This is a genomic window from Streptosporangium sp. NPDC004379, assembly GCF_042873875.1.
Lineage (GTDB): Bacteria > Actinomycetota > Actinomycetes > Streptosporangiales > Streptosporangiaceae > Streptosporangium.
On record NZ_JBIAMC010000001.1, the window covers coordinates 79,667 to 92,172 of the forward strand.

Annotated in this window: 8 protein-coding genes; 1 reads left to right on the forward strand and 7 read right to left on the reverse strand. The window is 74.8% G+C overall.

Translation table 11 applies throughout. From position 1 onward, the window contains the following. Positions 1–95: 95 nt before the first annotated feature. From ACFYSC_RS00270 to ACFYSC_RS00300, 7 genes are all read right to left on the reverse strand, one after another. Entirely contained in the window at positions 96–1,133 is a 1,038-nt protein-coding gene (locus tag ACFYSC_RS00270; protein ID WP_389954529.1) for an LLM class F420-dependent oxidoreductase, read from the reverse strand. Then, the gene (locus ACFYSC_RS00275) at positions 1,112–2,041 is read right to left on the reverse strand and encodes a thioesterase II family protein (RefSeq protein WP_389954532.1); all 930 of its coding nucleotides are present in this window, start codon (positions 2,039–2,041) and stop codon (positions 1,112–1,114) included. Before ACFYSC_RS00275 ends, ACFYSC_RS00270 begins: the two co-directional genes overlap by 22 nt. Continuing rightward, entirely contained in the window at positions 2,038–6,750 is a 4,713-nt protein-coding gene (locus tag ACFYSC_RS00280; RefSeq protein WP_389954534.1) for an amino acid adenylation domain-containing protein, read from the reverse strand. Before ACFYSC_RS00280 ends, ACFYSC_RS00275 begins: the two co-directional genes overlap by 4 nt. Further along, positions 6,747–7,301: a phosphopantetheine-binding protein gene (locus ACFYSC_RS00285; RefSeq protein WP_389954537.1), complete on the reverse strand. Its 555-nt coding sequence runs from the start codon at positions 7,299–7,301 to the stop codon at positions 6,747–6,749. The genes ACFYSC_RS00280 and ACFYSC_RS00285 overlap by 4 nt, the downstream gene beginning before the upstream one ends. A 166-nt stretch (positions 7,302–7,467) precedes the next feature. Beyond that, the gene (locus ACFYSC_RS00290; protein ID WP_389954540.1) at positions 7,468–7,929 is read right to left on the reverse strand and encodes a hemerythrin domain-containing protein; all 462 of its coding nucleotides are present in this window, start codon (positions 7,927–7,929) and stop codon (positions 7,468–7,470) included. A gap of 93 nt (positions 7,930–8,022) precedes the next feature. Then, positions 8,023–9,453 carry a pyruvate kinase gene (gene pyk, locus ACFYSC_RS00295; RefSeq protein WP_362943494.1) on the reverse strand — a complete coding sequence of 477 codons (1,431 nt, stop codon included), beginning with the start codon at positions 9,451–9,453 and terminating at the stop codon, positions 8,023–8,025. Between the two features lie 283 nt (positions 9,454–9,736). Next, on the reverse strand, positions 9,737–11,512 hold the full coding sequence (locus ACFYSC_RS00300; RefSeq protein WP_389954543.1) for a S8 family serine peptidase: 1,776 nt from the start codon (positions 11,510–11,512) through the stop codon (positions 9,737–9,739). A gap of 280 nt (positions 11,513–11,792) precedes the next feature. On the opposite strand from ACFYSC_RS00300, the gene ACFYSC_RS00305 reads away from it, so the two are divergent. After that, entirely contained in the window at positions 11,793–12,440 is a 648-nt protein-coding gene (locus ACFYSC_RS00305) for an O-methyltransferase (protein WP_389954546.1), read from the forward strand. The last annotated feature ends 66 nt before the right edge of the window (positions 12,441–12,506 follow it).

Sequence of the window (12,506 nt, forward strand, 5' to 3'; positions counted from 1 at the left end):
TCCGGGGATCGCGGCCTCTTCTCCACTCCTTCCCTTCTTCGCGGGGAGAGGTCCCGCCGGATTCCCGTGCGGCGAACCCGCCACGAGGCGGGCCGTCAGCCGGTCAGCCCCGCCACCAGCTCCAGCTGCTCCAGGCGGAGCCGCAGGGTGGGGGTGACCAGGCCGACGACCAGGCCGGTCGCCCCCGCCTCGCGGTAGGCGGCCACCCGCTCGCGCAGCTTGCCGGGCGGCCCGCACATCGTCATCGCGTCGACCAGCGCGTCGGGCAGCGACGACATCGCCTCGCCCTGCCGCCCGGACAGGAACGCCTCCTGCACCGCCTCGGCCTCCTTGCCGAACCCCAGGGTGCGGGCCAGGCGGCTGTAGAAGTTGGTGCGGCGCGAGCCCATGCCCCCCAGGTAGAGGGCGAGCATGGGACGCATCATGTCGTAGGCCAGCTCCTCGTCCTCGTCGACCATGGCCAGGACCATCGGGACCACGTCGAAGCCGTCCAGGCTCCGGCCCGCCCGCTCGGCGCCCCGGCGCAGCTCGGCCATGCGCTCGGCGAGGTGGCCGGGAGGGAAGTGGATGGCCAGCCAGCCGTCGGCCAGCTCACCGGCGAGGGCCGTCACCTTGGGGCCCATGGCGGCGAGGTAGACGGGCAGCCGCTCCTGCACGGGCGACACCGCGAGCGAGAGCTCCTTGCCCTGGCCGCCGGGCAGCGGCAGCGTCATCGTCGGCCCCGAGTGGCTCACCGGCCGCCCGGACAGGGCGAGCCGCAGCACCGACAGGTAGTCGCGTGCCCGCTCCACCGGCCGGTCGAAGGGCTCGCCGTGCCAGCCCTCCACGACCTGGGGGCCGGAGACGCCCACGCCCAGCCGGGCCCGGCCGCCGGACACCTGGTCGATCGTGGCGGCCGTCATCGCCGCGACCACCGGTTTGCGTCCCGACATCTGCAACACACCGGTGCCCAGACCGATCCGCTCGGTACGGCCCGCGATCCAGGCCATCAGGCTCGCCGGGTCGGTGCCGTAGGTCTCGGCGGCCCACACCGAGTCGTATCCCAGCCGCTCGGCCTCGCGGACGAGGGCGAGGTGGTCGGCGGGACCGAGTCCGGCCCCGCCCCAGTAGCTCATGCTGTATCCCAGACGCATCCGATCTCCTCGGTGATGACGGCGGCCAGCCGGTCGGGGGCCTCCTCGGCCAGCCAGTGGGAGGCGTCGAGCTCGCGCAGCGACGGCCGGTGGACGCTCTGCCTGCGCCAGCCGAGCAGCCCGCCCCGGGAGACCGAGCGGTCGCGCGCGCCGTACAGGACGGTCACGGGGACGGGCAGCGGCGGCGCGGGGACGTGCCGGTAGCCGGCGAGCATGCCGAAGTCGGCGCGGAGCGCGGGTTCGAGGATGGGCCTGAGCACCTCGCGTTCGGCGACCTCGGCCGGGACCCCGCCGAGTTCGATCAGCTGCTCCCAGAACAGCCACGACGGCAGGGACGGCAGCCTGCGCAGCAGGAGCGCGACGTCCGGCGCCGCGAAGGAGCCCACCAGCAGCCGTTCGGGCAGGGGCGGGCGCTCCGCGGCCTGTCCCGGGACGAGCGCCGCCTGCGAGCCGGAGCCCGGCGGTCCGGGGTCCGGCGGTCCGGGGTCCGACGGTCCGGGGTCCGACGGTCCGGGGTCCGGTGGGGATCCGGGGGCCGCCCGTCCGGGGGCCGCCCGTCCGGGATCCGGCGGCGGTCCGGCGGACGCGGACAGCTCGGTCAGGCGGCGGCAGACCAGGTACGCCAGCAGCGCGCCGCTGCAGTAGCCGAACAGCGCGTACGGCGGGCGCGCGGTCGCCAGCAGGTCGCGGGCCAGATCATCGACGAGACCGCCGAGGTCGTCGCGGGGCGGCTCGGCCAGCCTGGCCTGCCTGCCCGGCAGGTTCACCGCCCACACCTCGACCTCGGGCGGGAAGGCGGCGGCGAGCCCGGTGAGCGACGCCGGGCCTCCCCCGGCGTTGGGGAAGGCGTACAGCCGGACGCGGCCCTCGGGCCGATCCCCGGCCGGTACGAACCATGGCGCGGTCAACGGCCCGCTCCTTCCTCTTCCCCGGTCCCCCGGACGGGCGTCCCGGCCTGCCAGGCGGATGTCCCGGTCCCTCCGGGGGGCGGCTCGCTCCGCCCGGTGGGCGTCCCGGCCTGTTCGGTATGTGTCCCGGCCCGCCCGGTGAGCGTCCCGGCGAACGCGGCCAGCCCGGCCGGGGTGGGATGGTCGAAGATCGCGCGCACCCCGATCGGGTGCCCCACGAGCTCCTCCAGCGGGGCGATCAGCCGTACGGCGAGCACCGAGTGCCCCCCGCTGAGGAAGAAGTTGTCGTGCTCACCGAGTCCGGGCCGCCCGAGCGCCTCCCTCCAGAGCCGCAGGACCCCCTCCACCAGCGGCGAGCCCGCAGCGGCGGCGGGCGCCGCCGGGTGCTCCTCCTCGGGCACGGTGAGGCTCCGGTAGTCGATCTTGCCGTTGCCGGTCTCCGGGAAACGGTCGACGAGCACGAACCCCGAGGGGACCGCGTAGTCCGGCAGGCGGGTCCTGGCGTGGCGCCACAGCTCCTCGCGCCAGGCCGCCCGGTCGGCCGGCTCGCGCGCGGGCCGCACGAACGCCGTCATCGTGTCCCCGCGGACGACCACGGCGGCGGCCCCGACCGTCTCGTGGTCGTGCAGGACCGCCTCGACCTCACCCAGCTCGATCCGGTGCCCGCGCAGCTTGACCTGCCGGTCGTCGCGGCCGAGCAGGTCGAGGGTTCCGTCGTGCCGGAGCCTGGCCAGGTCGCCGGTGCGGTAGAAGCGGCCGTGCCGGGGATGCGCGCCGAACCGCTCCGCGGTCAGCTCGGGCCGGTCGACGTATCCCGCGGCGACCCCGTCGCCCGCCACGCACAGCTCCCCGGGGACCCCGGGAGGGGCCTCGCGCCCGTCGGCGTCCCGGACGAAGATCCGGGTGTTGGCGAGCGGCGCGCCGATCGGCACCGGATCGCGCGGAGCCCCGGCGATCTCCGCCGCGGTGGACCAGATGGTCGTCTCGGTGGGTCCGTAGACGTTGAACAGGCGGCAGCCCAGCGCCAGCAGGTCCCTGGCGAGCGCCGCCGGCAGGGGCTCCCCGCCGCACAGCACGGTCCGCCCGGCCAGCTCGCCGCCCGCCTCCGGTACGGCGAGCCGCCACGCCGTCGGCGTGGCCTGCACGACGCGCACGTCCCGCGCCGCGACGAGGTCCAGGAGCCCGCGCGGCCGGAGCCGGTCGGCGTCGGAGGCGATGACCAGGGTGCCGCCGCCGACCAGCGGCAGCAGCAGTTCCAGGGCCGAGATGTCGAAGGAAGGGGTGGTGGACCACAGCACCCGGGCCGCGGCGTCCGGTCCCAGCCGTCCGGCGAAGTCCAGGACGAGGTTGGCCAGGTTGCCGTGGGTCACGGCCACGCCCTTGGGACGCCCGGTGGACCCGGAGGTGTAGATCACGTACGCGAGCGCGTCCCCGGCCGTCGGCGCGGACACGGGCGCGGCGTCCGGCGCGGACACGCGATCGGCGGCTTCGGCGCCGGGGCCTGTCCCGGAACCCGGCGCCGAGCCGGGACCGGGTTCGGAGCCGGGCGGGGGCATCGGACCGGACACGGCCTCCGGACCGGACACGGGGCCGCACGGGACGGCCAGGACGGGGACCTCCCCCGCCCAGGGGACCGCGGCGGGGGCGACGACCAGGCGGGCCCCCGCGTCCCGGACCTGGTAGGCCAGGCGCAGCTCCGGATGGCCCGGATCCAGGGGCAGGTAGGCGGCCCCGGCCGCCCACACGCCGAGCACGGCCGCCACCAGCTCCACCGAGCGTCCGAGGCCGAGCGCCACGATGTCACCGGGCCCGATCCCGCGTGAGAGGAGCGCGTCCCTGACGGCTCCGGCCGCGTCCAGCAGCTCCCCGTAGCGGACCTCCCGGTCGCCGTCGACGACGGCGACGGCGTCCCCCCGGTGGGCGGCGATCCGCTCCGGCAGCGTGGGCGGGCCGCTCCACCGGCGGCCGGTGTCGTTGAGGCGGTCCAGCAGCGCCCTGTCCACGGGGGAGAACGCCTCCAGGGCGCGCTGCGGCAGCTCGGGGTCCTCGGCGGCCTGCCGCAGCAGCGAGGTCATCCGCGCGACGAAGGCGGTGATCTCGGTCTCGTCGTGGACCTCCGTGCTGTGCCACACCCGGACGGTGAGCCGGTCCGGCTCGTGTACGGCGATGCACTGCAGGTCCAGGCGGCTGCGGTCGAAGAGGTCCTCGACGTACTCGGGCACGGAGCCCTGGATGCTCACCCGCTCGTCGGTCCACGGCCGGTAGTTGAACATGTGCCGGAAGAGCGGCACCCGCCAGTCGCCGGTGCCGTGCCCGCGCTCGACGAGAACGGTCTCGACGGAGGCGTCCGCGTGCTCCACCCCCTCGAAGAAGGCGTCCTCCACCCTCCTGACCAGGGCCGCGAAACCCTCCTGCGGGTCGGTGCGCACCCGCAGGGGCATCGTGCTGACGCCGTAGCCGACGTGGTCGCGGGTCGCGGCGGTCCTGGTGCTGACCGGCACGCCGACCACCATGTCGGGGCCGGCCCCGTGGCAGCGCAGGGCGAGCAGGAAGGCGCTCGTCAGCACCATGTTGTCGGTGGTGCGCAGCCGGGTCCGCAGTGTGTCCAGTGCCCGCCGGGTCGCCGCGTCCACCTCCCAGGAGCAGGTGTGCCCGGCGAACGTGGGCCGCTCGGGAGAGGGGCGGCTGCCGGGCAGCGGCATGGCGGCCGGGTCCGCGCCCTCCAGCCGGTCGAGCCAGTAGCCGATCGACTCCCGCGACGCCCGGCCCGGCTCCAGCATCGGGGCGGGGCCGGCGAGCCTGGCGGGCAGCGGCGCCTGGCCCGTCTGGGCGTCGTAGAAGGCGCCCAGCTCCTCGACGAGGAACTGCATCGACGTCGCGTCGACCACGATGTGGTGGGCGACCAGGCAGACCACGCTTCCGCCGCCCTCCGGCAGCGTGAAGTGGCCCGCCCGGAACAGCAGGTCCCCGGCGAGGTCGAAGGGCTCGTCCAGGAACGCCTGCAGGTCGGCGACCATCGTCTCCTCCGTCGTCGCCGCGCTCGCCAGCGTGATCCGCGCGTCCTGCGGCGCGGTGAGGTGCCGGACCGGGGCCCCGTCCACCTCGGGGAACCGCAGGCGCAGGGCCGGGTGCCGCCGGAGGAGACGGTTGACGGCGTTCTGCAGCGGGAAGCGGCGCAGCGGCTCGCGGGTCCGGAACGCCACCGCCAGGTTGGAGACGCCGCTCCCGCCCGCCAGTTGCTCCAGCACCCAGAACGAGTACGGCACGGGCCCCGGCGGGCGCGGCGGCTCGGCGGGCTCGGGCAGCCCCGCGAGCCCGCCCGGCTTCCTCACCGGTTCTCCGGGTCCGCCCGCCCGTCCCGCCGGACCTTCGGGCGGGCCGGTCCGCCTGAGCGGTTCTCCGGCGGCCGGCTCCGCCGGGGCGGGGTCGAACCCGCCTGGGACGGACATCCGCTGAAGGGGATGGTCGGGGTCGAGCGCCTCCCAGTCGACCCGGCAGCCGAGCGTCCACAGCCGGGCGAGCGCCGTCATCAGGCCGTGCCGGTCGTCTCCGCAGTCGATCGCCGGCCCGCCCGGTGAGGACGCGGCCGGGCCGAGGACCAGGGTGAACGTCTCCCCCGCCCCGGCGGACCGGGGCGCACCGGTCCCGCCGGTCCCGGACGTTCCGGCCGTCCTCACGGAGCCGGCGACGGCGGCCCCACCGCCGCCCGCCTCGCCGGTCTCCGGCGTTCCGGCCGCCCTCGCGGGTTCGGGGGCGACGGTACCCCCACAGGCCACCAGGGCGACCGCCTCGCCGAATCCCCGTGTCCCGGCGACGGCGGCCGCCGCGATCTCCCCCGCGCCCTCCCCGGCGCCGTCTCCCGAGCAGGCGGCGGGCGTGACGCCCCAGCCGGTCAGGGTGGCCGCCAGTGAGCAGGTCACCGCGAAGGTGACGGGGGCGTCGTCCCGCTTCCCGGCGAGCCATTCGTCGCAGAGGTCGATCCCGTGCCGTTCGAACTCCTCCAGGCAGACGTCCATGGACTCGGTGAACAGCCGTTCCGCCCCGTACAGGGCCGCGCCCAGCCGTCCGGTCCCCCCCGGCGGGAAGACGAACCGCACTCCGGCGCCGTCCCGGGCGGGATCGGAGGCCGTGGCGGCGGTGGCGAGGGCGTGCGCGGCCTCGGCCGCGGTCGAGCAGACGACCGCTCCCCGGAACGGATGCGGCGTGCGGCCCCGCTGGAGCGTGGCGACGGCGTCGGCGAACCGCTCCCCGGGGAGCGACGCGAAGAAGCCGGCCAGGCTTCGCCGTACGGCGTCGGCCTCTTCCACGGTGCGCCCGGACCAGACGACCACGCGGGGTCCGGCGCCGGACGGAGGGTGAACCGGCGGAAGGCCCTCCCCCGCGGTCGGCCGGCCGGTCGCGGGGTCCGTGTCGAGTACGGCGTGCACGGGGTCGCCGTCGAGAAGCGCCTCCCCCAGCCTCCGCAGCGCGACCGCGCGGTCCGCCGGCCCCTGCCCGGCCAGGACGGCGCCCGCCCGGGTGACCGCGATGTCGCACACGCCGGACAGCAGGGCCCGGCACGCGTCCTCCATGCTCTCGTGCAGGGCGAGGACGCCGGGGGGCTGTGACGGGTCGTGCCCGGCGTCGCCCAGCGCGGCCTCGGCGGACGCCGCGGAGAGCGGACCGCACGGCCCCGTGCCGATCACCGCGACCGATCGGCTTCCCGTCACCGGGACGCTCCCGGCCCCCGGCGGATGCGGGCCCGGACGTCCCTTCGGCCGCCGCCGGACGGGCGGGGCCGTGAGGAGTCATCCCCGGCCTGCGCCGGAGCCCCGCCCACCGGAGCCCCGCCCGCCGGGGAGCCGGACGTCGGAGAACCAGGAGCGGAAGAGCCGGGAGCCGGGGAGCCGGACGCGGGGACGCCACCGGCCGGGGTGCCCGAAGCCGGGCTGCCCGGAGCCGGGGCGTCGGCGCGGGCGCTTTCGACGAGGCGGCCGAGCGCCTTCGCGTTGGGCCGGGTGAACATCGCGGTGACCGGAATGTCGATGTCGAACGTGCCGGTGATGTCCGCGTGCAACTCGACCAGGGCCATCGAGTTGAGCCCGGCCTCGAAGAAGTTCTCGTCGGGGTCGAGCGGCCTGCCGAGCCGGCTCTCGATCATCTCGGTGACCCGATCGGCGATCGGAACGGGACGTCCCGGGCGTCCCCGGACGTCCGCGACGCTCCTCGCGCCGCCGTCATGCTGGTCTCCCGGGCCCACCGGCAGACTGCCCTGGATCATCCGCAACCCTTCGTTCGGCGTCGGGCGCACCGCCGCGCGGGCGCTCTGTGCCGATCTTCTTGAAGGATTCAGGACACTACAAGACCGTATTTTTCGGCATTTGTCATCCGGGGACGCGACCGGGACACCGGACCGACGTCATCCGGGGCCATGTCCGGTTCCCGGATCAGCGGTTCCCCGCGGAGAGACCGATGCGGATCTCCTCGGCGGTGAGCCTGGCGAAGGCGTGGCCGAGCTCCTCCAGGCGGTTCCGGGGAAGCGCCGCGGCCAGGGCGGGGAGGATCCCCTCCTCCTCGGCGGCGAAGTGACGCGTGACCACGCCGGCGAGGTCGTCGAGCCGCGACTCGAACTCCGCGGCGCCGGGGGCGATGTCCAGCAGGGAGAGAAGCATCTGCTCGGCACGCTGGTGCTCGGCGGTGGCGTGGAGGGCGTGTTCGGCCTCCCGGGGATCCACCCGGGTGATCTCGGGGTAGACGATCTCCTCCTCGCCCCGGTCGTGGGCGACGAGCCTGGCGGCGAGCTCGACGAGCAGGGCGGGGCGGGCCGCCGGTTCCCGGCGGAGCCGGCCGAGGACCGTTCTGATGTCGCGGTGATCCGCGATGATCATGCTGATGACGTCTCGTGCCATGATCCCCTCCTTCGGAGGGGGCTGACTACCCGGGAGAAGGGGGCCTACACCCGCCGCGCGGAGGATTCTTCGCACGGCGGGTCTTCGGGCCGGTCAGGGGAGGTTCGAGACCGCGGATCCGATGGTGTGGACGCGCAGGGCGTTGGTGGAGCCGGGCGATCCGGGAGGCGATCCGGCGACGATGACGACCTTGTCGCCCTTCTCCAGCCGGGCGTGGGCCAGCAGGGCGGCCTCGACCTGGCGGACCATGTCGTCGGTGTGGTGGACGAACGGCACCTCGAACGTCTCGACGCCCCAGGTCAGCGCGAGCTGGTTGCGGACGTGCGGGGAGGAGGTGAAGGCCAGCAGCGGGATCGGCGAGCGGTAGCGGGCCAGGCGGCGGGCGGTCTCGCCGGACATGGTGAAGGCGACCAGGGCCTTGGCGCCGACGATGGCGCCGACCTCGGCGGCGGCGCGGGCGATGGCGCCACCGGTGGTCTCGGGAAGGCGTTCGAGGCTGTGGGTGGCCTTGAGGGCGCGCTTCTCGGCCGCGCAGGCGATGCGGCTCATGGTCTCGACGGCCTGGACCGGGAACTGGCCGACCGAGGTCTCACCGGAGAGCATGACCGCGTCGGTGCCGTCCATGACGGCGTAGGCGACGTCGGACGCCTCGGCGCGGGTGGGCCGCGGAGAGCTGATCATGGAGTCGAGCATCTGGGTGGCGACGATGACCGGGCGGGCCTTCTCGCGGCACAGCTCGATGGCGCGCTGCTGGACGATCGGCACCTCTTCGAGGGGCAGCTCGACGCCGAGGTCGCCGCGGGCGACCATGATGCCGTCGAACGCCTCGACGATCTCGGGGAGCCGCTGGACGGCCTGCGGCTTCTCGATCTTGGCGAGCAGCGGCAGGCGGACGGCCTCCTGCTCCATGATGTTGCGCACCACGTCGGCGTCGGAGGGACGCCGGACGAAGGACAGCGCGATCATGTCGAAGCCGGTGCGCAGCGCCCAGCGCAGGTCGGTCTCGTCCTTGTCGGTGAGCGCGGGGGCGCTGACGTTGACGCCGGGGAGGTTGAGGCCCTTGTTGTCGGAGATCATGCCGCCGGTGACCACGCGGGTGGTGACGCGGGGGCCGTCGACGCGGGTGACCTCGAGGTGGACCCGGCCGTCGTCGACGAGGATGCTGTCGCCGGGACGGACGTCGTTGGGCAGGCCGAGGTAGGTGGTGGAGACCTGGTCCCGATCGCCGGGGACCTCTTCGGTGGTGATGGTGAAGACGTCTCCGAAGCCGAGGCGGATCGGGCCCTCCTCGAACTTGCCGACCCGGATCTTGGGGCCCTGAAGGTCGGCCAGCACGCCTACGCCGCGGCCGAGCTCGGCGGCGGCCTCCCTCACCCTGTCGTAGACCTCTTTGTGCAGCTCGTGGCTGCCGTGGCTGAGGTTGAAACGGGCCACGTCCATGCCGGCGGCGATGAGCTCGCGCAGGCGTTCGGGTGAGGATGTGGCGGGGCCGAGGGTGCAGACGATTTTCGCGCGACGAGTCACGGTTCCCAGCCTAATTGGTACAGACCACTTGGTCGTTACATTGCCCGGAGCAGGCATGAAAAACTCGGTGACCTCAACGCTACCGGCCGGGGGCGGCGATGGCGAACCGGCCTCCCCGTCCCCGCAGGTCACCCGCGGGTCATCCAGGGGTCACCCGTGGGTGAGCCGCCGTCGCGCCGCCGAGGGATCCCCGCGACGCCGCGGCGGCGGAAACTCCGCGCCCCGCCGTACGGACGGCCGTACCGCCGCCCGGCCGTACGCGGGGCGCGCCGTGCGGACGGCGTCAGGGCCTGACGGTGGCGGCCCTGGCGGCGTCGACGATTCCCCTGCCGTAGAAGCCGTTGCGGTCCTTGCCGCCCTCGCACGTCTGGGCGTCGCCGGAGCCCCCGGTCCGGTAGACGAAGCGGCGCGGCGAGGGGCAGGGCCGCTTGGAGGCGGTGGCGTACAGCAGGCGCTGGACGTCGGCGGGCGGCATGGTGAGGCCGCCCTTCCCCGGCTTGCCGAAGCGGCTGATCAGGATGGCGGCGACGCCCGTGGCGTGCGGAGCGGCCATGGAGGTGCCGGCGAGGTACTGGTAGTAGGCGCAGGTGCCGCCGTGGCAGTCGCGGACGACGGAGGACGAGGCGGGCTTGCCGTCGCGGGAGATCAGGCCCTGGGCGCGGAGGGCGTGCTCGGGGGCGGCGGCCAGAATGGTCCTGGTCTGGTCGATGCCGCGGCCGTCGAGCTCGTCGCCGCCGGGCGCGGAGAGGTCGGTCTGCTCGACGCCGTAGTCGGAGTAGTAGGCCTTGCGCTTGCTGGGGCCGAGTGCCGCGACGGAGATGACGCCCTTGGACTCGGCCGGGACGTTCAGGCAGGAGTTGTCGATCCGGCGGGTCCGCTCGGCCTCGGCCGGATAGTCGGGGCTCTCGGTGTCGGTCCTGGGCCTGCCGAGGTCGGTGGACTCGTTGCCGAGGGCGCTGATGAGGGTGACGCCGCGCTTGCGGGCGTAGTCGAGGGCGCGCTGCATGCCGGTGATGACGCCGCGCTGTTCGAGCTGCTCGGCCCTGGAGTCGGCGGGGTTGGCCCGGCAGTTGAACAGCCAGGGGTCGATGTAGTAGCTCATGTTGACCACGTCGATCCCGGCGTCGGCGGCGTAGGTGAGGGCGTCGAGGCTGGGCTTGAGGAAGAACAGGCCGGAGTCCTGGCCGGCGCGCAGGTTGACGACGGTGACCCCCGGGGCGACGCCGGCGACGCCGAGGCCGTTGACGGGCGAGGCGATCGTGCTGGCGACGTGGGTGCCGTGGCCGTCGTCGTCCCAGTCGACGGGGTCCTTGCAGCCGCTGAACTCGCAGGGGCCGTCGAGGGTCTCGCCCTTGGAGTCCTTGGGCCGGTCGGTGACGAAGTTGCGGCTGAGCGCGCGGTCGAAGTTGGGGGCGATGTCGGGGTGCTTGCCGTCGATGCCGGTGTCGATGACGCCGACGAGCACCTTCCTGTCGCCCGGGGCGGTGGCGTACGAGCCGGTGGCGGTGGCGCCGATCATCTTCATGTCCCACTGCCGGGAGGCCAGCGGCTCGGCGGCCGGGGCGGCCCGGCCGGCGCGTGAGGCGGCCTGCCCCGTACGGGAGGCGGCCCGGCCCGCGCGGGGGGCGGCCGGGGCGGCGAGGGAGGGCGGCGGGGCCGCGGCGTGACCGGCGCCCGGGAGCCGGGGGGCGCGGGGGCCGGCGGCCGCGGGGGCGGAGTGGCCGGCCGGGAGGGCCGGGGCGGACGACGCGAAGCCGATGGCGCGGTCGGAGGAGACGCCCGTGACGGCGCCGCCGGCGGCCAGGCGCTCGACGAAGCGGTCGCCGGGGCCCCGGGCGACGACGTAGCCGAGCCTGGGCTCGGTGGCGGTCGCGGTGCCGCCGGCCGCGCCGATCGCGGCGACCGCCCGGTCGTGCCCGCCGCCGGGGTAGAAGACGAGGTAGTCGCGGAGCGGGCCGGTCCCGGCCGACGCGCCGCCGGCCTGTGCCCCCACCGTGAGGGTGCCCGTCAGAGCGGCCACCGCCGTCATGACCACCAGGTGTCTGCTCCAGCGACTCATCCGATCCCCTCCACGGCTGTCCGGACCAAGGGGCCATCCTTCCCGGTATTCGACCACTCAGGCAACGCGGGCGTCGTTCCGGTGGCTCTTTTCGGTATGGCGACGGCTCTCTCCGGTACGGCGGGTCTCTCCGGCACGACCTGGTACGGACCCGGTACGGCGGGGCGCCGGGACGCGGGGCGGCGCCCTACGGCACGGCGGGCCGGAGGGCCCGGATCCGGGCGGGTCCGTCCGGAGGCGCGGAGGTAGGGTCCCGGAAGAACCTGACCCAGGAGGCGACATGGACATCGTGAACCCCGCCGTCAACGACTACGTGCTGGCCCACTCCAGCCCGGCCGACGACGTGCTGCGGGATCTGGCGGACGAGACGCGGAAGGCGTTCTCCGACGTCACGAGCATGCAGATCACGCAGGACGAGGGCGCGTTCCTGACCATGCTGGTCCGGCTGACCGGAGCGCGGCGGGCCGTGGAGGTCGGGGTGTTCACCGGGTACTCGTCGATCTGCATCGCCCGCGGGCTGCCCGCGGACGGGCGGCTGCTGGCCTGCGACGTCAGCGAGGAGTGGACCTCGGTGGCCCGGCGCTACTGGGAGCGGGCGGGCGTGGCGGACCGGATCGACCTGCGGATCGCCCCGGCTCTGGAGACGCTCAGGGCGCTGCCGGCCGACCCGGAGATCGATTTCGCGTTCATCGACGCCGACAAGGTGAGCTACCCCTCCTACTACGAGGAGCTGGTGACCCGGCTGCGTCCGGGTGGCCTGATCGTGCTGGACAACGTGCTGCGCTCCGGCCGGGTGCTGGACGACTCCTTCCAGGAGGAGGCGGACGTCGTGATGCGCCGGATGAACGACATCGTGGTGGCCGACGACCGCGTCGAGTCGGTGATGCTGCCGATGCGCGACGGCGTGACGCTCGCCCGGCGACGCTGAGCGCGACCCGGGCCGGACACGGCTCGCGCTGGACCCGGCTCGGGCCCGACACGGCTCGGACCGACC

What these genes read in the sequence shown, in the direction of transcription:
- ACFYSC_RS00300 (WP_389954543.1), bottom strand. Translation starts at nt 11,512, where the DNA reads ATGAGTCGCTGGAGCAGACACCTGGTGGTCATGACGGCGGTGGCCGCT.
- ACFYSC_RS00290 (WP_389954540.1), bottom strand. Translation starts at nt 7,929, where the DNA reads ATGGCACGAGACGTCATCAGCATGATCATCGCGGATCACCGCGACATC.
- ACFYSC_RS00270 (WP_389954529.1), bottom strand. Translation starts at nt 1,133, where the DNA reads ATGCGTCTGGGATACAGCATGAGCTACTGGGGCGGGGCCGGACTCGGT.
- ACFYSC_RS00285 (WP_389954537.1), bottom strand. Translation starts at nt 7,301, where the DNA reads ATGATCCAGGGCAGTCTGCCGGTGGGCCCGGGAGACCAGCATGACGGC.
- ACFYSC_RS00305 (WP_389954546.1), top strand. Translation starts at nt 11,793, where the DNA reads ATGGACATCGTGAACCCCGCCGTCAACGACTACGTGCTGGCCCACTCC.